The 25,478-nt window shown below is 41.9% G+C and carries 19 protein-coding genes; 6 read left to right on the top strand and 13 right to left on the bottom strand.

What is annotated here, in order from left to right; genetic code table 11:
• Positions 1 to 45: 45 nt before the first annotated feature.
• The 6 genes from WHS63_RS10720 to WHS63_RS10695 all read left to right on the top strand — a co-directional run bounded on the left by WHS63_RS10720 (position 46) and on the right by WHS63_RS10695 (position 5,703).
• Positions 46 to 792: a YebC/PmpR family DNA-binding transcriptional regulator gene (locus tag WHS63_RS10720; protein ID WP_445199439.1), complete on the top strand. Its 747-nt coding sequence runs from the start codon at positions 46 to 48 to the stop codon at positions 790 to 792.
• A 136-nt stretch (positions 793 to 928) separates the two neighbouring features.
• Positions 929 to 1,447: an LEA type 2 family protein gene (locus WHS63_RS10715; RefSeq protein ID WP_445205103.1), complete on the top strand. Its 519-nt coding sequence runs from the start codon at positions 929 to 931 to the stop codon at positions 1,445 to 1,447.
• A gap of 39 nt (positions 1,448 to 1,486) precedes the next feature.
• Positions 1,487 to 1,948 (top strand): tetratricopeptide repeat protein, encoded by a 462-nt coding sequence (locus WHS63_RS10710; protein WP_445205102.1) that lies wholly within the window; start codon positions 1,487 to 1,489, stop codon positions 1,946 to 1,948.
• A 1-nt stretch (position 1,949) separates the two neighbouring features.
• A complete protein-coding gene (locus WHS63_RS10705; RefSeq protein ID WP_445205101.1) occupies positions 1,950 to 2,798 on the top strand; it encodes a transketolase in 849 nt (282 codons plus the stop codon).
• Complete coding sequence (locus WHS63_RS10700; protein WP_445205100.1) at positions 2,791 to 3,753, top strand: transketolase family protein; 963 nt, start codon at positions 2,791 to 2,793, stop codon at positions 3,751 to 3,753. The genes WHS63_RS10705 and WHS63_RS10700 overlap by 8 nt, the downstream gene beginning before the upstream one ends.
• Positions 3,754 to 3,804: 51 nt before the next feature.
• A complete protein-coding gene (locus WHS63_RS10695; RefSeq protein ID WP_445205099.1) occupies positions 3,805 to 5,703 on the top strand; it encodes an amidophosphoribosyltransferase in 1,899 nt (632 codons plus the stop codon).
• A gap of 67 nt (positions 5,704 to 5,770) precedes the next feature.
• Here the strand turns inward: WHS63_RS10695 and WHS63_RS10690 are convergent, their stop codons facing one another.
• From WHS63_RS10690 to mfd, 13 genes are all read right to left on the bottom strand, one after another.
• Positions 5,771 to 6,739: a GNAT family N-acetyltransferase gene (locus WHS63_RS10690; protein ID WP_445205098.1), complete on the bottom strand. Its 969-nt coding sequence runs from the start codon at positions 6,737 to 6,739 to the stop codon at positions 5,771 to 5,773.
• A 5-nt stretch (positions 6,740 to 6,744) separates the two neighbouring features.
• On the bottom strand, positions 6,745 to 7,575 hold the full coding sequence (locus tag WHS63_RS10685) for a 1-acyl-sn-glycerol-3-phosphate acyltransferase (protein ID WP_445205097.1): 831 nt from the start codon (positions 7,573 to 7,575) through the stop codon (positions 6,745 to 6,747).
• A 74-nt stretch (positions 7,576 to 7,649) separates the two neighbouring features.
• Entirely contained in the window at positions 7,650 to 8,285 is a 636-nt protein-coding gene (locus WHS63_RS10680) for a MarC family protein (protein WP_445205096.1), read from the bottom strand.
• Positions 8,286 to 8,319: 34 nt separating this feature from the next.
• Positions 8,320 to 10,680, bottom strand: a complete 2,361-nt coding sequence (locus WHS63_RS10675) for an OmpA family protein (RefSeq protein ID WP_445205095.1) — start codon at positions 10,678 to 10,680, stop codon at positions 8,320 to 8,322.
• A gap of 50 nt (positions 10,681 to 10,730) precedes the next feature.
• Positions 10,731 to 12,077 (bottom strand): DUF5723 family protein, encoded by a 1,347-nt coding sequence (locus WHS63_RS10670; RefSeq protein WP_445205094.1) that lies wholly within the window; start codon positions 12,075 to 12,077, stop codon positions 10,731 to 10,733.
• A gap of 22 nt (positions 12,078 to 12,099) precedes the next feature.
• Positions 12,100 to 13,773 carry a hypothetical protein gene (locus WHS63_RS10665; RefSeq protein ID WP_445205093.1) on the bottom strand — a complete coding sequence of 558 codons (1,674 nt, stop codon included), beginning with the start codon at positions 13,771 to 13,773 and terminating at the stop codon, positions 12,100 to 12,102.
• Between the two features lie 356 nt (positions 13,774 to 14,129).
• Positions 14,130 to 16,229 carry a peptidylprolyl isomerase gene (locus WHS63_RS10660; RefSeq protein WP_445205092.1) on the bottom strand — a complete coding sequence of 700 codons (2,100 nt, stop codon included), beginning with the start codon at positions 16,227 to 16,229 and terminating at the stop codon, positions 14,130 to 14,132.
• Positions 16,230 to 16,347: 118 nt separating this feature from the next.
• Positions 16,348 to 17,601 carry a hemolysin family protein gene (locus WHS63_RS10655; protein ID WP_445205091.1) on the bottom strand — a complete coding sequence of 418 codons (1,254 nt, stop codon included), beginning with the start codon at positions 17,599 to 17,601 and terminating at the stop codon, positions 16,348 to 16,350.
• A gap of 284 nt (positions 17,602 to 17,885) precedes the next feature.
• Positions 17,886 to 18,458, bottom strand: a complete 573-nt coding sequence (gene lptC, locus WHS63_RS10650; protein ID WP_445205090.1) for an LPS export ABC transporter periplasmic protein LptC — start codon at positions 18,456 to 18,458, stop codon at positions 17,886 to 17,888.
• Between the two features lie 2 nt (positions 18,459 to 18,460).
• Positions 18,461 to 19,798 (bottom strand): tetratricopeptide repeat protein, encoded by a 1,338-nt coding sequence (locus tag WHS63_RS10645; protein ID WP_445205089.1) that lies wholly within the window; start codon positions 19,796 to 19,798, stop codon positions 18,461 to 18,463.
• 29 nt (positions 19,799 to 19,827) lie between these two features.
• Positions 19,828 to 21,129 (bottom strand): hypothetical protein, encoded by a 1,302-nt coding sequence (locus tag WHS63_RS10640; RefSeq protein WP_445205088.1) that lies wholly within the window; start codon positions 21,127 to 21,129, stop codon positions 19,828 to 19,830.
• Positions 21,122 to 21,841: a type III pantothenate kinase gene (locus WHS63_RS10635; protein WP_445205087.1), complete on the bottom strand. Its 720-nt coding sequence runs from the start codon at positions 21,839 to 21,841 to the stop codon at positions 21,122 to 21,124. The genes WHS63_RS10640 and WHS63_RS10635 overlap by 8 nt, the downstream gene beginning before the upstream one ends.
• A gap of 16 nt (positions 21,842 to 21,857) precedes the next feature.
• Positions 21,858 to 25,190: a transcription-repair coupling factor gene (gene mfd, locus WHS63_RS10630; RefSeq protein ID WP_445205086.1), complete on the bottom strand. Its 3,333-nt coding sequence runs from the start codon at positions 25,188 to 25,190 to the stop codon at positions 21,858 to 21,860.
• Between the last annotated feature and the right edge of the window lie 288 nt (positions 25,191 to 25,478).

Genomic DNA, 25,478 nt, shown 5'->3' with positions numbered 1-25,478 from the left:
TTTGTAGCTAACTTTGCACTTTACCTGTGACAAAAATAAAAAACTATGAGTGGACACAATAAATGGTCAACCATTAAACGCAAGAAAGGGGCTCTTGATGCCAAGCGTTCAAAGGAATTCTCTAGGATAATCAAGGAAATATCCGTTGCTGTAAAGGAGGGAGGGGCTGACCCTGAGGGTAACCCACGATTAAGGCTTGCCATTAACAACGCCAAAGGGGTAAACATGCCCAAGGAGAATATCCTAAGGGCTATTACTAAGGCTGAGAAAGATCCGGAAAACCTTCAGGAACTTACCTTTGAGGGCTATGGTCCGGGAGGCATTGCCATCTTTATTGAGTGCCTTACCGATAATAACAACCGAACCATTAGCGCAGTCCGTTCAACCCTGACCAAAAAAGGTGGAAACCTTGGAACCAACGGTTCACTGGCATTCCTTTTTAGCCGAAAAGGCATCTTTACCATTGCAAAGGATAAAATCAACCTTGATGAGGTGGAACTCGATCTTATTGATGCCGGGGCCCAAAACATCGATGACAATGGTGATTTCTATGTGGTTACTACCGAAATGGAAGATTTTGGCAGAATGAATAAGAAGCTTGAGGAACTGAAAATAGAGGTGGAAAATGCCAGCCTGCAACGTATTCCTAACGATTTCAAATCGGTTGATAAGGACACTGCCATGAAATTCCTGAAGCTGGTTGAGGAACTAGAGGATAACGACGACGTTCAGCAGGTTTACCATAACCTGGAGCTTACCGATGAGGTGATGGCTGCCATGGATAACGAATAAACACAATAAAACCTTTTACTCCCCTAATGCAGGGGAGTTTTTTTTATTTAGTATACACTGTATAATGCGGCCAATCAATCTAATTACTTTTGTGGGTATGGTATAACATTTGCTCTTACTAATTAAAACATAAAACATGAAGAATTTTTCTTTTAATTTACTTCTTTCCATTTTACTATTTGCGTTAGCAGGCTGTGGTAAATACAACGATCTAAATATCCATGGGGTTAAGGAGTATAGGTTTAGGGGGATGAAAGATGGTGTAATATTCCTAAACCTAACGCTCGATGTTGAAAACCCTAACCGGAAACCAATTGTAATAAAAGATATTCACTTTAAAGCTTGGCTAAACAATAGGGAACTTGGAAAGTTAAGGAGTAGCCATAAATTGAAAATAGAGGGCAAAAGTCGAAAAGATTATGAGGTCCCATTAGAGATTGTGCTCCGTACCCCAGCCGATGCATTTAAACTTATAGGCGAAGGGAAAAACCTGATTAACGTAATAGAGGTTGAAGGCTACATTAAAGGGGGAAAATTCCCGGTTGTAAAAAAAATTAACATCCCCCGGCAGCCACTAAGCGAGCTAGCCAACTCATTCCAAAAGAAATTTGTTATTACCGATACTCTTTCGGTTCAACCTGCTGTAATGCCATAGATAAATTTTTGCTATTTTTGCAACGAAATTATACTCTTTATGAGGAAAATTTTCCTACTCCTAGTGTTGCTCGGTTTAAGTTTTGGCATTTTTGCCCAAAACACAAACGGTACCACGCCCATACCAATAATTAATGAGCTTCAAGCACACAAGGTTGGCGAAGGTACAGTAACTATAAGGCAGAGCGAATCAATTACTCAAATCCATAACATTCGTTACTTGCATAATGCCAAATCGCCGGGGATGGAAGGGTATAGGATTCGAATATTCTTTGAACTCGGACAGTTTGCCCGGAAAAATTCTGAAGATATCATGCAGGCCTTTATGGAAAAATATCCCGGAGTACCTGTGTACCAGAATTACCAAAACCCATACTGGAAGGTATCGGTGGGCGATTACCGCTCGCGCGAAGAGGCTATCAAGTTTTACAACCAGATTATCAAGGATTACCCCAAAGCTTTCATTATTCCCGAACATATAAATTTTCCACCTCTAAATTAGTATGGCAACACCAGCAATCCGGCAACTGCAAAAGACTTCGCTAAAGATCCGCCAGGATGTAATTCGAAGCCTGACGGCCGCCGGATCGGGACACCTGGGAGGCTCACTTGGGCTTGCCGATGTTTTCACGGTTCTATACTTTAACACCCTAAACCATTTCCCTAAGGAACCTAACCACCCTAACCGCGATAGGCTAATCCTTTCCATTGGTCATGTTGCGCCAGTTTTGTACGCAACGCTTGCCAATGCAGGATACTTCCCGCATGAGGAACTGCTTACCTTACGCAAGCTAGGTACACGGCTACAAGGCCATCCGGGACGCGATCACGGTTTACCAGGAATTGAACTTTCAGCCGGTTCGTTAGGTCAGGGGTTATCGGTTGCTGTTGGGATGGCGCTCAGCGCTAAAATTGATAATTCCCAATGGCAAGTATACTCTGTGCACGGCGATGGCGAACTACAGGAAGGATCCATTTGGGAGGCTGCCATGAGCGCCGCTCACTACAAACTCGATAACCTGACTGCCATTGTTGATCGAAATTTCTGTCAGATTGATGGCTACACCCATAAAGTAATGGAACTTGAGCCCCTTAAACTTAAATGGGAGGCATTTGGGTGGCACGTTTTTGAATGCAATGGCAATAGTATTGATGAACTAATTGATGTTTTTGGTAAAACCCGCAACATCACTGGCAAACCTAAAGTAATTATTGCTAAAACCCAAATGGGCTTTGGTGTTAATTCCATTCAAGGCGATTACCGTTGGCACGGTAAAGCCCCAAACCCGAAGGAGGCAGAGAAATTTTTGGAAGAATTAGAAAAATATTACCACGAGCTAATCCATGGGTGAGTATATAAATAAAGGTGATAAAGCTACCCGCCTGGGATTTGGTGAAGGAGTTGCCGAAGCCGGTGAGGAATACCCCAACCTGGTTGTGCTTGGGGCCGATATCACCTCCTCGGTTGGATTGAATCTTTTTGCCGAACGTTTCCCCGAGAGGTTCTTCTCCTTTGGTATCGCTGAACAAAATATAGCCGCTGTTGCGGCTGGGTTAGCATTAACCAATAAGATTCCTGTCTTTTCTACATACGGCGTTTTTGCAGCATTCCGTGCTGCCGATCAAATTAGAATTTCAATTTGCTACAATAACGTTAAAGTTATAATTGGTGGCGCCCATGCGGGTATCTCAGTTGGCCCCGATGGTGCAACACACCAAGCCCTTAAGGATATTGCGGTTATACGTTCGCTCCCAAATATCACACTACTATCACCTGCCGATGCCAACCAGGCAAAGGCTGCCACCCTTGCCGCCATCAGCCAGGTTGAAGGGCCGGTTTACATCCGTTTCGGACGCGAACCAGTGCCCAATTTTACCGAGTCCAATCAGGTGTTTGAGGTTGGTAAGGGACAAGTCCTAAGAGCAGGAACCGATGTTGCAATTGTAGCCACCGGTCACATGGTATGGGAGGCACTCGAGGCATCAAAGCATCTTGCCAACCAGGGTGTTAATGCCATGGTGGTAAACATTCATACCATCAAACCTATTGATAAGCAGCTACTGGTTGATGTTGCTAAAGCAACAAAGCGTGTTGTAACAGTTGAGGAGCATCAGGTTCATGGAGGACTTGGTAGCGCAGTGGCTGAAGTACTTTCGCAGGAATACCCTGTCCCCATGAAGATAATTGGTATGCCCGATTGTTTTGGCGAATCGGGAACACCAGCTGAGTTGTTGCAGAAGTACGGTCTTAATGCTAATTCAATTGCCCAGCATGTTTTTCAGTTTGTAAATCGATTTAAACAATAAAACTTCAGGTAGATTCTATCTACCTTTTTTAATTGAATAATTTAGGAAGATATGAGCGAGCAGATTAAACACGAATGCGGGATTGCACTGATTAGGTTGCTTAAACCATTGGAGTACTATCAGCTTAAGTATGGTACCTGGCGATACGGACTTCACAAGCTTTACCTGCTTATGGAAAAGCAACATAACCGTGGCCAGGACGGCGCAGGGTTAACCACCATCAAGTTCGACCTTGCCCCGGGCAAAAAGTATATCGATAGGGAACGCTCAAACTCTTCAACTCCCATCAAGGATATTTTTGATGCTGTTAACAAAGGGATCAATAAGTACTCATCCAAACCCGAACTGCTAAACGATCCGGTTTTTGCCAAGGAAAATATTCCGTTTGCCGGGGAGCTATTCCTGGGACACCTGCGCTACGGAACCTTTGGCAATAACTCCATTGATTATGTTCATCCGGTAATGCGCGACAACAACTGGAAATCGCGTACGCTTGTCCTAGCTGGTAACTTCAACATGACAAACGTGGATGAGCTTTTCAAAAAGCTCGTCGATTTAGGCCAGCATCCTCGCGACTACTCCGATACGGTTACCGTACTTGAAAAAATTGGACATTTCCTCGACGAGGAAAACCAGCAGCTTTTCCGGCAGTACAAAAACGATGGTCATTCCAACATTGAAATAAGCAAGCTAATTGCAGAAAACATAAATGTTGCAAAAATCCTTCAGGCATCCACTAAAGATTTTGACGGTGGTTATGCTATGGCTGGCCTTATAGGCCATGGCGATGCGTTTGTGGTTCGTGACCCATGGGGAATTCGCCCGGCTTTCTACTATGCCAACGATGAGATAGCTGTTGTTGCATCGGAACGCCCGGTTATTCAGACTGTGCTTAACATTTCAACCGACGATGTAAAAGAAATTAAGCCCGGTTACGCGCTTATAATTAAGCGCAATGGTACAATACTACACGAGGAAATAAGAATACCCCAAACCCGAAAATCGTGCTCGTTTGAACGGATCTACTTCTCACGGGGAACCGATAAGGACATATACCAGGAACGCAAACGGTTAGGCGAATTTTTAACCCCTGCCATCCTTAAAGCCATTAACTACGACCATGAGAATACTGTTTTTTCCTATATCCCCAATACTGCCGAAACGGCTTTCCTTGGGATGGTAAAGGGCGTAGAAGACTATATAAAGAACGAAAAGAAACGCAGAATTCTGGAAAAAGGAGCTAACCTTACCGAAAAGGATATCGATGAAATAATATCAACTCGCCTAAGGGTAGAAAAAATTGCTGTAAAAGACGTAAAGCTACGCACCTTTATTGCGCAGGATAAAGGTCGCGAAGATCTGGTTGGTCACGTTTACGATATTACCTATGGAACTCTTCGTCCCGGAGTTGATAATTTAGTGGTAATTGACGATTCAATCGTTCGAGGGACAACCCTTCGTGAAAGCATTCTCCGAATACTTGATAGGCTTAAACCTGCACGCATAATTGTTGTATCATCGTCGCCACAAATCCGCTACCCCGATTGCTACGGAATTGACATGGCTAAGCTCAGCGATTTTGTGGCCTTCCGTGCAGCTATTGAACTGCTAAAGGAAACCGGTCAAGAGGGAGTTATTAATAGCGTTTACCGCAAGTGCAAGGAGCAACAAAACCTGCCCAAGGAGCAAATAATTAACTATGTAAAGGAGATCTACCGCCCGTTTACCGATGAGCAGATTTCGCAAAAAATTGCTCAGCTTCTTACCCCAAAGGATGTAAAGGCAGAAGTAAAAATAGTTTACCAATCCATTGAAAATCTACACAAGGCTTGCCCTAACGACCAAGGCGACTGGTACTTTACCGGCGACTACCCCACCCCTGGTGGTAACCGAGTGGTAAACAATTCGTTTATCAACTTTATTGAGGGCCGAAATCAGAGGGCGTATTGATAAGGTTAAAGGATAAAGGATAAAGGTTAAAGATAGAGGATAAATAGTAGAGGTTTAACTTTCAGGGTTATTTTGAATCCTTCCCCCACCTTAAACTCAAGTGGTACTTATCCTTTAACCTCTTTATAAAGGTTGATATATGCCGCTCAACCTTATGCTGGTAAATATCAGGAATGGTTATGAGAATGGCAGTTTCCTCAACATCGCCAAAGTAAGGATTAATAACCGTACCAAACACTTTCATGGATGGGCTTAGGTTCATGTATGAGTTGATAAGGGGTGGAATTCGCTCACCAAACTCGCGTATTTTTTTGGACAAAATCTTGTAGTCTTCTTCATAATTCTTACCAGTAAATACCTGGGCCATAGCCTGCCTGTCGATATTTACCTCAATTGGATGAATTGGTGTTACCAGGTTCTCGGTATCCTTGAAATATTTTTCAAAAAAGTAGAGCAACAAATTACGTGCTTCAACATTGTAGGAACGATACATGGTAACCTTACCAAAGAAATACTTGATATGGGGGTTCAGCACAATGAGCGCTCCCAGGCCATCCCAGAGGTTATCGAGCGCATATAATCCCTTTCCGCTTCGGGAAAGCGACTGGTACTTTGGCTGAACAAATGAGCGTCCCAGCTCAATCATCTGGGGCATGTACTCATTAATAAACTTATCGGAAAAGTTAAACAAATGCTTGGTCGATAGGTTTATCTCCTCACCCTTGCTTGGGTCAACGCTGTGAAAACGATACCCGCCAAGTATCTCCCTTTCGTGTGGATCCCACACTATAAGCTGTTTGTAGCAATTCACACAGGTGTCGTACTCATCAATATCAACCTCCTCTCCGGTGCCTCCCCCTGCCGACCTGAAAGTAAGCTCCCTAAGCCGACCTACCTCACGCATCAGGTTGGGTGCGTTATGGGCTGTAAATATGTAAAGCTCGTTGTTTGCGTTATTGGTATGCCTAACAAGCTTATCGGGGGTAAGCTCATTAAGGAGTAGTTCCCTGTCAACCGGTTCAATTATTTGCTTCATGGCGGTTAGTGTTTATTTGAGTTTTGTTTTCCTAATCCATACACTATAGCTTTCACCCATTTTGCCCATTCTGCTGGAGATTTTGAACTATCGAAAGTAGTGTATGGAATTGGCTCCCCAATTATTACAGTAATGCTTTTGCCTTTTTGCTTAAACATCTCATTAACGAGGTAAAGCATCTCAATGTTTGCCTTTATTCCCAAAAAAGTTCTCAACTTTGCTAAATTGTAAAAGAAATTGGAGTTCCTGCCGCTAAAGAATACCGGTACAATGTCGCGCTTATGCTGAATTGCTTTAACAATAAAACTTTTTTTCCACTCCAAATCCTCAATTCGGCCATGCTGCTTGCGAGAGCATAAGCCTGCCGGGAAGTACAGCACCTGTGCATCGGAAGCAAAGGTAGCATCCATTAGCTTTACATTTTGGGAACTTTGTGCACCATGCTTGTTAATGGGAATGAATATGTTATGTAATTGAGTGATATGCATTAGCAAATCGTTCACGGGAAATTTTACTTCAGGATATCGTTTACCTAACAGGTGAATCAGAATCATTCCGTCCAAACCGCCTAGCGGATGGTTCGAGGCAAACAGGTATCTACCATCGGGTTTAAGGTTCTCAATTCCTTTTACCGAATAGGTAACCTGCATAACCTTAAGCGCTTCGTCAATAAAATCAACCCCTTGTTTATGCCCGTGCTTTTGAAGCACCTCATTAATCTCGTCCTGATGAATGATTCGCTTTAGGTATCGAACAATAAAACGAGGCAATGCCCTTTGAAGCCGTGGACTTTTTGAGGCAATTACTTTATCGATATCGATTAGGTTTTGCTGCACTTCGTAATAAATTTAAGTGCAAATATAATAAAACCCAAGGATGATTATTCTAATATACTTGCTGATACTTCAATCTATCGAATTGAAATCCAAAAGGAAGCAATACCGTTAAGCATCATCTGTACACCAATGGTAGCAACAATTAGCCCGAATATTCGCACAAGTGGGCCCATCAGGTTGAACCGGTTAAGGGCCTTGCCTATTGGCCTTGAGTAATACATGAAAAGGTAGTTTACCCCCAAGGCTACCGCCATTGATACAATGGTATTGGTATGACCGTAGTGCGCTGGGAAAGTAACCGCTGCCGTAATGGTTGCCGGTCCCGCAATCATAGGAATAGCTATTGGAACCGCTGTTATATCCTTGAGGTTTACGCCTGAATCAACACGAATGAAAGCCCCCTTCTGCAATCCATTTATTCCATTGTAGAATAGCACTATGCCCGATGTAATCTGAAAAGCATAAAGCTCAACATGAAATACATAGCTAAATACCAGCTCACCTAAAAGAAGAAAGAATAGCAAAACAATAAACGCTGTGAGTGTAGCCTTAGTGGCAATAAATCGAGTTTTTGACTCATCAAACTGCGCCTGCAGGGTTGTCATTACAAATACTTTCTGTATTGGGTTTACCAATGCCAGCAGGGCAACCATGCAACTTAACAGGAATTTTAGCTTAAAGGCCATCATGGTAAAAAAATAGGTGGACACTTTTTAGTATCCACCTAAATTACATATATTTTATTTATATACCTACAATAGTAAACTCTACCCTTCGGTTTTCAGCACGACCTTTGGCGGTGGCATTGCTTGCCTTGGGTTTGCTTGGACCGTATCCCTTGGATGTAATTCTTTCCTTAGGAATACCCATTTTTATAATATAATCGGCAACTGATTTTGCCCTGGCATCGGATAGCCGCTGGTTAACAACAGCCGACCCTGTATTATCGGTATGTCCGCCAATTTCTACTATTACATTGGGGTATTCATTTAGGAACTCAACCAGGGCGTTAAGTGAGCGGAACGACTGTGGTTTCAGGGTTGCTTTACCAACGTCAAAGTAGATGAAGTCAATATTAACTGATTGACCAACCTCAATTGGAGTTACGTAAAAGTTCTTGGCAATTTTAGTTCCTTTTTTCACTTTGGTTAGGTCAACCTGCTCGTACTTATTGTAAAAGTTTTTAACGGAAGGCAGAACGTCATACGATACACCAACGGGCAACTTCAAGGTATAGCTTGCCGATGTGGAGTCGTAAATAAATCCTCTGGTTTCAGTTCCGTTTACCTTTAGCTTCACGGGCACCTCTTTTTCAAGGGGTTGTCCTGTCTTCAAGTTAATAACCTTACCGCTTAGTATTGCCATGTTAGCATCTTTACGCTCAGCGTAAACCTCATGCTTAACCTGGGTAAACTCAACGTAACCGGTTAAATCGAGCTGATTATCTAACGGATTGTAATCCTTTGATTCAATTGCTGTAACGTATTTCTTTCCAAAAGGTAATCGTACCTTAAACTCACCTGTTACTGGATCGATGCTAACGCTATCGGCAGTTGAACCATTAATCTTAAGCTTGGGTGCTGAAGCCCCAATGATTGGCGTAAAGGTTGAATTATCGAGCGCAACCCCATTCACCTCAACCCAGGGTACTGTTGTGGCATAAAAATCAACCTGTTTCTCCGTATAGTACTTTGCATTGGTTACATCAACAGTATCGGTTTTACTTGTAAAGTTGGGCAAGTTAAGGGAAAGTATGTATCTGTTCCCTAATGGTAGGGTCATACCGTATTTGGCTATTTCGGCCTCATACTTTACCGAATCGCTTGTAGCCCCATTTACCAAAATCTGGTATTTCATTTCAGGGTTAATCGGGAGTCCAGTTCGAGTATTTATTACCTTACCGTAAATCCTTACTAATGGTATGGGCTGCAGGTATAAATTCTTTGACATTTCAGAGTATTCCTTAACGGCAGTTAAATCTAATGTATCGGGGATGCCCACCCAGTTGGCCAGCTCAGGAATTAAGGAATGTTTTTTCCCAAAGGGAAGAAGTAGCTCATACGAAGCTGAGGCCCTATCAATTTTTAAACTATCCGACTTTTTCCCATTAACAAGAATGTTGTATCCGGTATCGGCAAGCATAAGACTCTCCTCGGCCTTGTTCATTACAAGCCCGGTCAACTTTACATAGGGGAACTCTTCGTAAATCTTTACCCGCATAATTTCCGAATGCTCCTTCTTTGAGCTTGATGAGCAGTAGTAGGCCCAACTTTCCTTAGCGTTTAAACGGTAGTAGTTTTCCCAACCCGGTGTATTAATGGTATCGTTTAGGGCAGTGGGCGCCGACCAGTTTAGGTAAGTGTCGTCGGTGCGGTTAGCCATGTATATATTGTTGTTCCCATCAACCTTGCAGCTGAAGAAAAGAGCATTGCCATCCTTGCTTAGGAATGGCGCCTCGTAGCTATCGCCAAGCGCACCATTGCCAATCTTTACCTTTTTGGGTTTTGAGTAACCATCGCCCTCTTTTACCGAAAGGTATATTGAATGATTTTTCCCACCCGCACGCTTACTGAACGATGTAAGTAAATATTTTCCATCGGGGGTAAGGTATGCAGTTGTTGTTAAACCTTTGTTCATCCTGGTAAACCCCTTCACGTTCAACTGCCTGGGCTTACCCCATGTGTTTTCATCAATCCTCTCAATAACCGATAGGCCTCTTTCAGTCCAGTACTTTCCGTTCTCAGAGTAATGGCCATTGATTACAAACGTTTTACCATCATCGAGTATGCCAAAAATTGCATTGTAGCGACCAATGTTAATGGAATTGGGTAAACGCTTAGCTTCGCTCCAGGTGCCATCGGGGTTCAATGTTGTGCACCATATATCTTGACTATCGGTCTCGCCAAACCTATTCTCAGGGTGATTAACCCTTGTGAAATACAGGGTTTTCCCGTCGGGGCTTAGTATTGGATTGATTTCAGCATACCCTGAGTTAATCTCACCGCTCAGCTTTTGAGGGGTAAAACCGGTTTGTGCAAATATCTTGGAACCAAAACTAATTATGCTGAGTGCTATGAGGATTCTGCTTACAACTTTTAGTTTCATCGCTTTTACCTTTAAATTGAATAATTGCTGAATAATCGGTATTTGGAAATTTAGCGGTAAGGCAACCCTTGAGGTGGGTTAACCCTGCCAAATACAAAATTGATTCCAACCCTAACATTGGCGTTGGTGAATGCCAGCGGGTCAATTGCCGGGTACAGATTATCGGCTACAACAAATATCTGCAAAGGCCCTGGTTTTATTACAAGACCTACACCCAAATTGGGCATGGATCTTTGGTAAATCGATGCTGTACCTACTAGCTGGAAAAACCGTCCAATCCCCTGTGAGAATCCTAGCGTGATTGAAGGGTAAAGTCTCTTATTGTAAAAGGCAGCAAATGTAAGCCCAAGGGTAGTTCTTCGGGTTATATCGTAAGTTGCTGAGAAATTGAACTTAGGGTTAAGCCAGGTAGTGTAGGAAACAGCAATGGTATCGCGGGTAAAATCATCTTCCATCTTTTGCAGCAACGAGTCAACATTCACCTCGTTCCCTCTCAGAAAATCGCCTAGTATATCTAAGCCCTCAAATTTTGTTTGACCCTTTAGGGTGTATGTTTCCACCTCGTTCTTCCACTTTATGAAACCAATGTCGTAAAACGAGAATGAGAGCTTCATTTTTTCATCGAATTTGTAGGTAGCCCCACCGCTAATGGAGAACCCTTTGTTAGCAAAGCCCGAGAGCTTATTGGTTACCCAAGTCCCATCTACATTATCGAAACTAATATCGCCTTCGGCATCTTTAGGAATTCCCGATGTACGCAACTGGCCATCGGCTGCAGCCGTGTGGGCATACATAGCAGTATCAATATCAATTTTCAGACTCTTTGGGTTAAAGTTGATGTTTGCCAATCCCTGCAACAAGCTAATCCTTCCGGCAAAAGTCCAACCAGGCAAGTCCTTAAGGTATCCTACTGTGTACTCGTTATAAACCGATATGTCAGTTTTTAGGTTCGATAAATCCAAGGTTGAGCCAACAAACTGCTTATTCCCCTCAATGGCTAAGCTAAAAAGTTCACGTGGGTACTGGAGTGTTGCAGTTGCGTTCTGGCGCATGGCAAACCAGGTAAAGGACGATTTTCCTTTAACACGTATATGAAAGATATCAACGTTTTCTCCAACATAGATTAAATTCTTATCGTTCATATCGCCCAATAGGCTGTTAAGGTTAACGTACATCGTATCGTTCCGATAGTTCAGGAAACTCTTTGGCTGAAAACCATTGCTTATGGCTTGACCAAACACGCTAAATCCCATGCTAAAGGTATGCTCAGGCATTGTGGTGGGATTTACAAACGATGCCTGAAACACATTACGCATGTATGGCAGGGTTACCTCGGGCTGGGCTTTTGCCAGCAGTGAGGTAAATAGAATGAATGTGAAAAAAATATATCGTTTCATTGGAGTCATAAATTTCAGAATACTAATTATTTAAATCCACATTACCTTCGAGCTCAACGCTAAACATCGTTTCGAGGGTATTGGTTGATTCCACAACTACGTTTTGGTGTGTGTTTCCCCCGGTTTGCATTCGGGCCTGTATAACTAATTTGGTTGCATTCTTCATTTGATCATACTTGCTTTTGTTGATATCAATGAATGCCCAATTAGTTGTAGGTGATGATGTTTTGCCTGTTGTGGGATTTACTACTGAACTCTTTACCAGCATCAGCTCTGAAGCCTCGTCGTAAAGCTGGGTTAGTAACGTGTTTGCATCGTCCAGGAAGTATCCCTGAATGTAAATGTTAAAGGGAATGCTATTGATAAACTTAAACTTCAACCTTATTTTAAGGGCATCATCGTTTACAAGCTTTAAATCCTTTTCTAAATCGGGCAGTTCCACTTCCACGGTATCGCGTATTACTAAATTGTCAACCCATCCGGCAAGGGGGAATTCAATCTCGTTTATCATTCTTAGGGTTGAAGTTTTGCGAACAAAGTAGTCGTGATTGGTAGTGGCATCGCCCACGGTTACCGTTGGTCTGATTAGTATCTCATTGGGTGCAATAGCCAGAAAATCTTCAAGATTTGAATTGTTATGGTCAACGTATTTTGAGTCAACCTCAGGCTGCTGTTGGGTTAGCGAGGTTAAATACTTAATACTATTGGGCTGAGCTAGAAGCAACGACCCAGTTGGTGGTACCCCCTCATTTACAAGGCTAACCTGTTGACTGGTGTTAGTGTTTGTGGCATCAAAGTTAACAGTGCTGAATGCAAGAGGAATACCAAATAAATTCTCAAAGGTCATGGTAAGCTTTGGTTCCGAAAGGAAAAAGTCGGCATCAATTGACGAGCTAAATGCATCGAGGGTAAGGTTGATGTCGTTCAAGGGAAATGTCTCATTTAGCTTACCCTGTAAGTAATCAAAATCTAATCCTGTAAGTGAAACCTGGATGTTAGCATCATCTGATAGAGTTATAGGATTACCCAACGAATGAATGGTTAATTCAACCTCCACTGTAAGGGTGTTATATAAGAGACCACTAGTAAGGTTTAGAGTGTAATCCGTTAGGTCTTGGTTATTGGTGTAAGTCTGGCTGGGAAGAGTAGTATTCATGGCAAAAACCAGAGGGTTCCCTAATTGGTCGCGTATGGAAGGGAACCGGATAATTGCGCTAATGCTGTTTTGGAAATTATTGGTTATTACCATGTTTATATTCCCGGCCGATAGCTTTACTAACTTTACTTCAGCCCCAGCAATGCTATTGTATGTTTCAGTGTATTGTTTTGTAAATGGTCCCCATGTTTCTCCAGCAGGTACAGGAACTCCCGGGACTTCACCTGCATCGAGCTGATACTGCTTGGTAAAGTTGAAATCCGGAAACGAATACCTATCGGCTGCGTTAAACAAATCCATTGTATCCCTGAATGCTATAAAAAACCTGGTATCGCCAGGTTTAGTAAATATTATTGTATTAGCATCCTCTCGTTCAACAATATCGTTGAACGAAATAGTTGATTTAACCACTGGGACAACCATTTTAGGCGAAATGGGTTCAACCTTGATGTTATCGAACTGCGAAAAATCGTAACACCCTCCCAGTCCAGTCAAACCAACAATAAACAGTGATTTTAATAATAATTTACTAGTTTTCATATTCCCCTTTTTTACTTCAATCAATACTAATAATTCTTCTTTAAAAGACTGCTCAAGTTACGAATAATACTAATACGAGTCAACCTATTCTTAACTAATCCATAATACTTTTAGGCTTTGAATTAATTTATCATGCTTAAAGAGGTATAGCGCATCACAAGAGATAAATGCTTATCGTATTACTCGGATTACTGGTTTAGTATAAACCCAAATTCATAAATCGAATTTTTCAATTGACTAATCTCGGTTAATTTGTTGTAATAATAGGCGTTGAAGGGATAGAATTTATTGTCTTACCAAATAAAAAAGGAGGGGAATATAATATTCCCCTCCCGTTTTCAACTATAATAAAGATTTTAGTAGAAATTGTACCTTTTGTCAACTACGCCAGCATTGTTCTTTAAGGCCTCAAATACCTCATAGTATGAACGGGATTGATACATGTTTGCAATCCTATACTTTTCGGCATTGGCATCGCCCTCCTCCTTAACCGATGAGGTAACAGTAAGCACAAATACACCATTATTACCCTTAATCGGCCCTGCAAGTTTCCCTTCAGATGACACTGAAGCAACACCAATTACTGCAGGTTCAATACCAGCATAGGGTAGAGTTAACGAGCTGAACGAAACATTCTCAGCTTTTTCAACATTTGCGCCTATAGCCTGAGCTACGGCATAGATATCGGATTTGCCGCTCATGGCCTTCTTAACCTTTTCCATCAGGAGTTCGGCCTTCTTTTCACGAATAACACGAACTTTAACATCGGCCGCAACCTGCTTGAGCGGAGCAATACCCTCTTCGCGGACAGTTGTGAGGGCAGCCACAACATAATTGTCGCCAAACTGCATTACATCTGAAACATCGCCTTTCTTGGCGCGAAAAGCCCAACGTATTAATTCCCGGGGTTGCTCTAACCCAGCAATACTCCTGTCGTTCTGCAATAGATTGTTTGCTACGCGACGGGTATACTTGTTCTGATCGGCAGCTGCTGCAAATTTCTCGTAATCACGGTTATTCCCTGCAAAAGCTGCAGCTTTATTGTAAACCTGCGATGTTGTATAAGAGCTAGGAACAATTTTGCGTTCAAGGGTAGCAATCTGTACTTTCTTTTCCTCCTTGCCCCTATCAACAACCTGAAGTACATGGAAACCAAACTGGGTTTCTACAACCTTAATCTCACCCTTGCTACTGCTAAACGATGCCTTATCGAACTCGGGAACCATCATACCGCTAGGGAACCAACCTAAATCACCGCCCTTGTCCTTTGATCCGGGATCGTCGGAAAATTTAGCTGCTAGCTGATCCCAACTACCACCACGTTTTAAAACGTTCATAATACTGTCGGCTTTAGCCTTAGCCTTCTCGCGCTCCTCAGCAGATTGACTTCTCAAACCTATAAGTATGTGGCGAGCCTTTACGCTGTCGGGCATCATTTTAACATCAACCAACCTCGAGGCCTTGAAGCTATCGCCATCGCGATAGATATTCAGTAAACTTCCAACAGAGCTAGCGAATGCCCAAGCACGAACATTTTCAGGTAATTCCGAGGCCTTGTAGTACTTGGAATCGAACTTTGAGTCGGAATTCAGGGTAACATACTGAGCGGGATCGGAAGCACCAATAAAATCGGGCAAAGCCTTTTGGATCCATGCCTCAGCATCGTTCACATCGGCTTCCGAAGGAAGAATGGGGAATACAACGTACTCAATATCGCGCGAGGCTGTTTGCTTGTATTCGTTTTGGTGCGATTTGTAGTATGCCTTTATATCGCTATTGGAAATCTTAACCAGCGAATCAGAAATTGACTGGTACGAAGCAACAGTATAGTCAAAGTTAACCTTGCTGGTTCGGTCGTTAACAGCACGTTTGGTTTGTATTGAGGTAACACCTAAACCCTTACGAACCAGAGTTAGGTACTTATTGAACAAGCGGTCTTTCTGAATTTCATTCTCAATAAATAACCAGTAGGCTTTAGCCCTTGGGTCTCTATCCAAATTCTGAAGGAAGTTTGTAAGAAACGCTTTGTTTACCTCGCCGGTTTGAGGATCGCCAAACTGTTGCCTGATGAAGGGGTGTATATTCCGCCCTTGAACCATATCAAAAAGTTCGTCCTCATGAATCTCAAGCCCTAAACGCTTATATTCGGGTTGGAGAATATTAGCCCTAAGCAAATCCTGCCAAACCTGTTCACGAATTTGAAGCATTTGCTGCTCGTTCAGCGATGATTGTTGCGAGAAAAGCTTCTGTAAATTCTCATTTTCGCTAACCTTAGCCTGATACTCCTCGTAGGATATGGAACTGCCGGCTATCTCGGCAATTTCCATTTGTGAGCGATTAAAGAACACTCCTCCCGATGTAATAAAATCGCCAAGTATAAAGGCAAAAAGAGCCAATCCAATTACTACAGAAACCAATACGCCTGCACGGTTTCTAATTCTTTCAAGTGTTGCCATCTACAAGTATATTTTAAGGTACAATAATATTTTTCGAGCCACGAATATAGTAATTTTCAACAATAAGCAGTTTAACTGCCTGATAATTTTTTAACAACCGTTAAAAACCAGTAGTAACCTAGTCAATAACCAGTCGAACCAGGTCGATTCGCGTTTTATTCACCCTAAGAATTTTAAAGTCAAAGTTTTGGATTTTTACCGAATCGCCAGGCTTTGGTAAACTCTGGTAGTGATGAAGAATGAATCCGGCTATAGTCTCATACTCGTCCGATTCTGGAATACTTAGCCCATAAGCCTCATTGACGTGTGATACCTCAACGCGTCCTGAGAGAATGTATTCCTTATCGGTAAGCTTTTTCTCAACTAGCTCGTTTAAATCGTGCTCATCGTCAATTTCACCAAAAATTTCTTCAATGATATCCTCAATGGTAACCAGGCCTGACGTTCCTCCAAACTCATCTACCACAATAGCCATACTTTTATGGGCCTTAATGAAGTGGGTGAGCAACTCATTGGCCTTCATGGTTTCAGGGAAAAAATCAACATCAATAATACACTCCTTTATGGATTTGGGTTTTAGGAAAAGTGATTTTGAATTGACATACCCAATGATGTTGTCGATTGAGCCGCGATATACCGGGATACGTGAATACATAGTTTCAGCAAATAGCTTTTTGAGCTGCTCTACGGAATCGTCTATGTCAATTGCCTCAATATCAGTACGGGGAATCATACAATCACGAATACGCACCTCTGAAAAATCGAGTGCTTTTTGAAAGTATTTCAGTTCCTGCTCATCGCCACTATCGTCAGCTGAGGTGGCCTGTTCCACAAGATGGTCTAGGTCAACCTTACTGAAAATTCGTTGTTCCTCGCCACTATTTATCCTCATCCTAAAAACCAAACGAATTATCCAGTACGATAGCCAGGAAACAAATTTACTAACCGGATAGAACAATACGTAAAAAATAAATATAGGTATTGCAAAAAAATTAAGTAAGGCATTGGCGTACTGACGAAATATTGATTTTGGAAGGAACTCACCTGTAAGTAATATTACCAATGTTGCAATAAGCGTTTGGGTAAGCAAAAGCAACATGGGAAACTGATTTAACGGTCCAAGTAGTGGCGTTAAAACATTTGCCGTTACAATACCATAAATTACCAGGGTGATGTTGTTGCCTACCAGCATGGTGGCAATAAACTGTTCCTTGTTCCGATAAAAAATATCGAGAATTCGAGAGGTTAAACGGCCATGCTTCCGTTCCAGCTCAAAGCGTAACTTATTTGATGATAGAAAAGCTATCTCAACACCCGAAAAGAAAGCCGAAAACAAAATAGCAACCGCTATTACCAGTAGCTGTGTTCCCATCTTTTACTGTTGGTTCTCCAGTTTCCTTCGCCTGCTTCGTCGCAGAAAATACATGAGTAAAGCAAATGGAGCCAATACAAAAAACATGTAACTGTTGCTAAATCCTTTGTAGGTAGCCCAAATTCCGATACCCAAGCAAAATAGGGCAAGGGCAAGCCAGATTAACTCTAAGATAAATGCCAGCTTATTCATATATAAAAGTTTGTATTGTTTACACTAGGTAAAGGTACAAAAAAAGGATTGTATGTCAATACAACCCTTAAATGCTTTAAACGAATTAATTATTACTGGTCAACCTCAAACTCGCCATCATAGGGCTCTTTAACTTCCCAGTTATCAAAATTCTCATCGGCAATCATTCCCTTTCCATATATAATGCCGCTAACGCTATTAATTTTAACATTAACGTTAGTGTAAATGATGCGCTTATTCTGATCCCAATAAAGTTCTTCAGTGTAAAGCTGTTCGCCCTTCCTGTTTTTAGCCACTACGTTGTTCTTTGCCTGCCAAAGCAATTTCTTTTCGTAGTAAATGGCATAGTTTGCTGTAAGGCTCGACTCCTGCTTTAACTCATTATCGTAAGTGTAAACTGTTATCCCTTTAGGAAACTCGGTGTAGGGCTCATCGGCAAACTGGTAGTAAACCGTTTCAGGGGCAATTACCTTTAAAACCACTTTACCCCCCTCAGTGTAAACTACCTCTGAATTATAGGCAGTAACACCGGGTGTGGTTTTGATATCGGAAAGGTAAACTATAGCCTCAGAATCGCCCTTACAAGAAACGAAAAATAAAGAAGTAGCCCCCACCAGGGTGAGGACTACTATATTCTTAAATACTTTTATGTTTAACCTAATCATTTTTACTTTCTATCCCTTACAGTTGTACGCTCATTAATCCAGCATCCTACTGTGTATGAATCGCCAACCTTTAAATCGTAGAAGAAGATGTCCTCTTTTGAGGGGTAGTACTGGCTGTAAGTGCTTATGAGGTTATCCATTGCATCGGTAAGTTCAGGATCAACCTGCTTTGCCTTAATGTATTTATCCACTGCAGCCCAGTAAACAGTCTTCTTTTCAAAATCGTTGCTGCCACAGTTGCGCTCGCTTGCATATACATCGCCAATCAGTTTATAGGCTTTACCCATGTTGGGATTTTCCTCAATGGCCTTTAATGCAATTTCTCTGGCTTTGGGCAAATTCTTAAGTTCAGTGAAAGTGAGCAGTGCAAGTTCATAGTAAATGTTGGCTCTCTTTTCTACAGCCGATTCAAGGTTAATTGCCTCATTGTAATACTTTTCTGCCTCACGGGCATTCTTTGCTTCGTACTGCAGCCTGGCAATATCAAGAGCTAAATCGGCATTAGGCTCTCCCTTAAAAATTTGTATGCTGGCATTTAAGTATAGTGGGTGGCTAGTGCACCTATTTGCCGACATCAGCGAGCGAATTTTTTTGCAAAGGTTTACATCCTCTGGAGTTGCCTTAAAACGGGGCTCAAAAAGAGCAATAACGTTATCGCAGTTAGCTACGCCCATGCCAGCAAAAATAGCATCAATTCCATCCTTTGCCTGTTTTACTTTATCATCGCTGGGGTTGGCTGTCACCTGAGCATCAATATAGTCGCTCACCTGTGAGTAAAGCTCAATTACCTGATCGGCAGTCAACTTTTTGTTGTCGTACATAGCCTTTGCAATTGAAACATAGGCAAAGAGTGTTGATGGGTTTGTATTAGCCTTTTCAATGCTAATAGCCTCCTTGGCAATGTTAAAGGCCTCCTCGTAACGGTCCGGCGCAAGAGTAAATAGATCTTCAGCCTTCTGGCCAAGAACCATACCCTTTTTATCAAAATGGGTAATACGGAGGTCGTAAATCATCATCAGTGAGTCAACTAAGGCCTTCTTCTGGGCAGGATCAGCAACCTCCTCGTAACGAACCTTTAAAAGTCTTACGCCTCTAATGTATGTGTTAATACTGGCTGCGGGACAAATCCTAATAACATTCTGCCAAGGTTTATAGGCATCCTTATAGTTGTTTTGCTGGTAGAACGTCCCGTAAAGCGATAGGTTTTTAGCACATTCCTTCCGGGATTCCTCATCGGGCCCATACTTTGGATTCTCAAGGTATGACTGTGCAATAGCGGAAGTGCTTACAGTAACAAGTAAAACACCTGCAAATAACCTAATGTAACTTCTGAACTTCATGGCTTCTGGTTTTATTTGGACATTAAACTTTAATTGTATTTCCGTTTAAAGAACCAGGGGTAGTCATAGAATGTAAGGCTTACATTCAATGCCCCAAAGGTCTCTTTTATTAAGTAGTTTTCATCAGTTCCCCTTTTTCCAACCTCAAATGAGACATTTACCTTGGTTTTTCCCTTTAACGGTAAACCTGCTCCAAATGTTATGCCAAAATCATTTATTTGTTTTCCACCCACTATCAGGTTCGATTTATTTGAGAAAAACCCGGCCCGGTAGTTCACTTTCTTAGCATAGCTCTTCAAATCCATTCTGTTTGGGGTAAATTCAACTCCAAATCGAACCGATTGCATTTTTGCCATGGGTGTGTTTACATTGAAAGGGGTGGTTTTTGACCAGTCCTGTGTAAAGTATTCACCCATAATAGTAAGCTTATCCTTATAAGTAAATGCTAAACCAGCATTCACGCTCCAGGGTAATTCAAGTTTCGATTGCCTATCGGGATGAGGGTAAAGTGTGTCGAGTAGGTTACTTTCAAGGGTTGCAAACCATTTCTGGGTCATATTTATGTTTTTCCCAAGCTGGTAGGTTCCCCCAAGTGTAATATTTGTATTGTTTTCCTTATCGAGAACAAGCGAATACTGTACTCCAAAGTTAAAGTTGATATCGCTTACCTGAAAGCTGGATCGAATATACCCGTTGGTATAAGGATTGTAGCTAAGAGGGAATTCTATGTCGTTGTTGTAATCAAGGCTACCGAAGTAGTATAACATGTTAAACCCAACCGCTAAGTTTTTAACCGGACTTACACCCATTCCAACAAATGCTTGGTTAATTCCTCCTCTGCCGGTATGGTAGTACTTTATCCTTCCAATAGTGCTCAGGATGTAGGGATCGGTCTCGAAACGGAGTAACCTGTACCCTACAAAGCTGTATGGCGTTAAACCCGCAGCAAATCCTATCCGTTTGGTTATAGGGAACGATATAGCAATATGATGAATGCCACCTGCGCTATTACGCGATGTTTGTGGATTAAGATACTGGTCATAACCTGTAAAACCGCTCGTGTTGGTCTCTATACCAAAATCAAACAGGAACGACATGCTATCCCTTTGGGCGTAGGATGCAGGGTTGTTGAAATTAATAACGGTCTCGCTCCTATAGGGTTGCGATACCCCTCCCATTGAACGGTTTTGGGTAAACCCTGGCTGACTCAAAACTCCAATTCCATACCGTGAGTATGGCGAATAAGTGTTGAGGTTTTGTGCTCCTGCAAATTCTGAAAGGCTTAACAGCCCTGCCAAAATCAAAAAACGTTGAAATGCTATTCTATACATTGAATTCAAGTATTCTGTTTAAACCAATTACCATTAAAAATGGGTTCACAAATATGCTATTTTTTAACATATTAGCCAAGAAATTTGCATCGCCACCTGTTAAAACCACATCACAACCCTCATAAATTGAGTTAATTTTTCCGACATAACCCTCAATTTCCAGAACAGTTCCATTAATTACTCCGGAACTAATACATTCAACCGTTGATGTTCCAACAATATCAACAATTTTAAAATGCTCAATTAACGGTAACTTAGCAGTATAGTCGTTAAGTGCCTTAAAGCGTAAACGTAACCCAGGCGATATAGCGCCTCCCTTGTATACCCCTTCACTGGTAACCAAATCGTAGGTTATGGCTGTTCCAGCATCAATTACTAAAACGTTCTGGTTCGGGAAAAGGTAGTTTGCGCCAACCGCCAGCGCAAGCCTGTCGAAACCCAAGGTTTCGGGGGTAGAGTATTCGTTTTTTAGGGGGATATTAGTATTTGCACCGGCAATATGTACAGGCAAGTTTTGCCTTAACCATACCAAGGTGTTAACGGGTATTTTACCAACAGCCGAAACAATGCATCTCTCGGGCTTAAAATCATTAATGATTGGCATTAAATCGTCAATATCAAGCTCATGAAAGCTCTGGAAGAATCTTACTTCCTTTCCATCGGCTATGGCAACCTTGCTTAAAGTATTTCCTATATCAATAATTAGGTTCATAATTTGCTTTAAGTTACTAACGGACATTATCGAGCATTTGTTGTAGAATATCAATAGCCTTACCTACTCCTTTTACGTCCTTAATGGTTAAAATGAGCTTTTCGTTACCCTCTTTCATGGAAAAAATACCTGGGTTACGCAAAATATAGTTAATGATTCGTTCAAAAGTAGATGTTCTGTAAAACGGTGATAGCTGATTGGTAATAAAGTAGGCGTGAGCTTTACCGTTTTTGAGAATAATCTTTTCTATTCCCAATTCCACGGCTATCCATCGTAACTTCACAATGCTCATCAACTCAATAACAGTATCGGGAATTGGGCCAAACCTATCGCGAAGCTCGCTAGCAAATACTTCAAGGTCCTGAGAGTTTTTTATGGAATCAAGTTCTCTGTAGAGCTTTATTCGCTCGGCAGTATTTGAAACGTAGTAATCGGGGATTAAAACCTCAAGGTCAGTTTCAACCTGACAATCGGTATTGCTACCTACCCATTTATCGGTTCTAGTTTCAGCCTGTTGGGTTGAAAATAGATCACGGAAATCGGTTTCCTTTAGTTCCTGAATTGCCTCATCGAGTATTCGCTGGTAGGTTTCGTAACCAATTTCTGAGATAAAACCGCTCTGTTCAGCACCAAGTAGGTTTCCGGCACCCCTAATATCCAAATCCTGCATGGCAATGCTAAAACCGCTTCCTAACTCTGAGAACTCCTCAATGGCTTTTAACCTCCTCCTCGCTTCAGGTGTTAGCGATTCGAGCGGAGGGGCCAAAAGGTAACAGAAAGCTTTTTTGTTTGAACGGCCTACCCTACCGCGCAGCTGATGCAAATCGCTTAGCCCAAACATGTGGGCATTGTTAATTATAATGGTGTTAGCATTTGGAATATCGAGCCCTGCCTCAATGATAGCTGTTGAGATGAGCACATCGTAATCGCCATTTATAAAATCGAGCATAATGCATTCAAGCTTCGATGGCTCCATTTGGCCGTGAGCAACGGCAGTTCTAATTTTGGGTACTATCTTGTGCAGCATTATCTGCACCTCACCAATGTTTTGAACCCGGTTATGTACAAAAAACACTTGCCCTCCCCTGGAAACCTCATATTCAATTGCTTCCTTAATTATTGCTGTGTTAAAAACATGTAACTCGGTTTGAATGGGGTACCTATTAGGTGGCGGGGTGTTGATTATTGAAAGGTCCCGGGCCCCCAAAAGTGAGAATTGCAAAGTTCGTGGAATAGGTGTTGCCGTTAAGGTTAAAGTATCGACATTCAGCTTGAACTGCCTTATTTTTTCCTTTGCGGCTACGCCAAACTTTTGCTCCTCATCAACAATAAGTAACCCTAAATCTTTAAAGTTAGATGCCTCCTTGAGTATGGAGTGTGTACCAATAAGTATATCAATTTTACCTTCTTGTAATCGTTGCCTGATTTCACGCTGCTGGGCAGCAGATTTCATTCTGCTAATAAACTCAACATTGCAGGGAAATCCATTGAGTCTGGATGTAAAGGTTCTGTAATGCTGTAATGCTAGTATGGTAGTTGGCACCAGTACGGCCACCTGCTTGCTATCGGCAACTGCTTTGAAAGCGGCTCTAATAGCCACCTCGGTTTTACCAAAACCAACATCGCCACACACAAGCCTATCCATTGGGCGTTCGTCCTCCATGTCAAGCTTAACGGCTTGGGTTGCTTTCTGTTGGTCAGGGGTATCCTCGTATATAAATGAGGCCTCAAGCTCCTGCTGCATGTAGGTATCGGGCGAGAAAGCAAAACCCTTCTGTGCCTTTCGCTTGGCATAAAGCGCAATAAGGTCCTTTGCAATATCCTTTATTTTGCTCTTGGTGCGCTGTTTCAACTTTTGCCAAGCCCCCGACCCTAACTTGTAAACCTTTGGTGGCTCAGCATCCTTACCGCGATACTTGGATATTTTATGAAGATTATGAATGTTTACAAGCAATGTGTCGTTATCCTGATAGATAAGCCGAATTGCCTCCTGTAATCTTCCATTTACCTCGGTTTTTACCAAACCTCCAAAAACTCCAATTCCATGATCGATATGTACCACATAGTCGCCCGGTTGCAGGTTTACCAACTCCTGCATGGTGAGCGCATCGCGACGGGTAAATTCGTGTTTTAAACGGAACTTATGGTAACGGTCAAAGATTTGGTGATCGGTGTAGAGGCAAATCCTCAAGTTGTGGTCAACAAAACCCTCCGCAATGCTCTCGTTAATTAGCTCAAAGTGTAAGTCGGGCTTTATGGAATGTAAAATGTTGTTGAGCCTATCGAGCTGAGCCTGATTCTCGGACAGCAGATAAACCCTGTAACCATTTAAATTTTTTTGCTCAATATCATCGGCCAGCAGCTCAAAGTTTTTTGAGAATGCAGGCTGAGGTGAGGTTGAAAATTCAATGTTTTGGTGAACCGTTGAGGGTGGCCTTAAACCAAAGTAAACTATCCGATGGTTCTGAAGTGAGGTAAAGAACTCCTTGCCAGAAGCATATCCCGCTTGAGCCTTAAAATCAATCTGCAATGCTATCTCGTTTAGCTGGTTTATCCTTTCAAGCACCAGTTCCGGGTTCTTTACCCACACCGTTGAGTTCTCTGGTAACTCATCGGTTAGAATAGCACCTTCAGCTTGCTCCTTTTCCTGTAGGTTAGGAATTATTGAAATGGTTTGATGTAAGTCGCGTGAGAGCTGGTCCTCCACGTCAAAGGTTCGTATGGACTCAACCTCATCACCAAAAAAATCGATACGGTAAGGCATTGCCGACGAGTACGAGAAAACATCAACAATGCTTCCTCTTATGGCAAACTGACCCGGTTCATATACAAAATCGGTTCGTTCAAAACCATACTCAAAAAGAACCTCAGTAATGAAATCGGTTGATATCCTTTCGCCTTTTGATATTGTTAAAGTATTCTCCTTCAAAATATTCCTAAGGGGAATTTTTTCAAAAAGCGCATCGCTATAGGTTACTATTACCGTTTTTTGGTTTTCGCCCTCCCCCATTTGCCGCAAGAGGTTCAACACATCGGTGCGTTGAATTATGGCCTCAGAAAGAATCTGGTTGAACTGTATTGACCTTTTGTACGAGGATGGGAAAAAGAATACACTATCCATTCCAAGTAATGTGGAAAGATCGGAGAATGCATATGCGGCCTCCTCTTTCTCATTAAAAACAAGCAAAGTAGGCTTTTCCGAGAGACCCTGTAGTGCAGCAACAATAAAACTTAAGGAGGAACCCGATAATCCCTTTACAAAACAAGCCCTATCGGAAAACTTGAATTTGTCTTCCGATACAGAGAAATAACCTTTTAATATTGATTCTAGATTTCCTATGTTGTGCAATGTAAAATTTTTGCAAAGATATATAATGTGCCAATCAAACCGTAAGCAATAATTTTAAAACAAATCCCTCAGCCTGGGAACTAAATTGTTTAATCTCTTATTTTATAAGATGTATTTCGCCTAACCAACCTCAATAGCAAAGGAATAACATTCCCTAATATGATTTTTAATGACGATTCAATGTTGTTTAGTTAACAAAAATATTCATGCCTGTCATCCTGAGCGTAGCGAAGGATCTCTAATCGACCCATTGAGATGTTTCGCTTGCGCTCAACATGACAATAGTTT

It is taken from the genome of Tenuifilum sp. (assembly GCF_037481895.1).
Taxonomy (GTDB): Bacteria; Bacteroidota; Bacteroidia; order Bacteroidales; family Tenuifilaceae; genus Tenuifilum; species Tenuifilum osseticum.
Note: the sequence above shows the minus strand (reverse complement) of the source record. Positions and strands in the feature narration are given on the sequence as shown.

Bases quoted from the DNA above. Each gene is read 5' to 3' on its own strand.
- WHS63_RS10660 (WP_445205092.1), bottom strand. From the start codon at position 16,229: ATGGCAACACTTGAAAGAATTAGAAACCGTGCAGGCGTATTGGTTTCT.
- WHS63_RS10690 (WP_445205098.1), bottom strand. From the start codon at position 6,739: ATGAAGCAAATAATTGAACCGGTTGACAGGGAACTACTCCTTAATGAG.
- WHS63_RS10635 (WP_445205087.1), bottom strand. From the start codon at position 21,841: ATGAACCTAATTATTGATATAGGAAATACTTTAAGCAAGGTTGCCATA.
- WHS63_RS10665 (WP_445205093.1), bottom strand. From the start codon at position 13,773: ATGAAAACTAGTAAATTATTATTAAAATCACTGTTTATTGTTGGTTTG.
- WHS63_RS10645 (WP_445205089.1), bottom strand. From the start codon at position 19,798: ATGAAGTTCAGAAGTTACATTAGGTTATTTGCAGGTGTTTTACTTGTT.
- WHS63_RS10655 (WP_445205091.1), bottom strand. From the start codon at position 17,601: ATGGGAACACAGCTACTGGTAATAGCGGTTGCTATTTTGTTTTCGGCT.
- WHS63_RS10720 (WP_445199439.1), top strand. From the start codon at position 46: ATGAGTGGACACAATAAATGGTCAACCATTAAACGCAAGAAAGGGGCT.
- WHS63_RS10710 (WP_445205102.1), top strand. From the start codon at position 1,487: ATGAGGAAAATTTTCCTACTCCTAGTGTTGCTCGGTTTAAGTTTTGGC.
- WHS63_RS10695 (WP_445205099.1), top strand. From the start codon at position 3,805: ATGAGCGAGCAGATTAAACACGAATGCGGGATTGCACTGATTAGGTTG.
- WHS63_RS10705 (WP_445205101.1), top strand. From the start codon at position 1,950: ATGGCAACACCAGCAATCCGGCAACTGCAAAAGACTTCGCTAAAGATC.
- WHS63_RS10700 (WP_445205100.1), top strand. From the start codon at position 2,791: ATGGGTGAGTATATAAATAAAGGTGATAAAGCTACCCGCCTGGGATTT.
- WHS63_RS10640 (WP_445205088.1), bottom strand. From the start codon at position 21,129: ATGTATAGAATAGCATTTCAACGTTTTTTGATTTTGGCAGGGCTGTTA.
- WHS63_RS10715 (WP_445205103.1), top strand. From the start codon at position 929: ATGAAGAATTTTTCTTTTAATTTACTTCTTTCCATTTTACTATTTGCG.
- lptC (WP_445205090.1), bottom strand. From the start codon at position 18,458: ATGATTAGGTTAAACATAAAAGTATTTAAGAATATAGTAGTCCTCACC.
- WHS63_RS10675 (WP_445205095.1), bottom strand. From the start codon at position 10,680: ATGAAACTAAAAGTTGTAAGCAGAATCCTCATAGCACTCAGCATAATT.
- WHS63_RS10670 (WP_445205094.1), bottom strand. From the start codon at position 12,077: ATGAAACGATATATTTTTTTCACATTCATTCTATTTACCTCACTGCTG.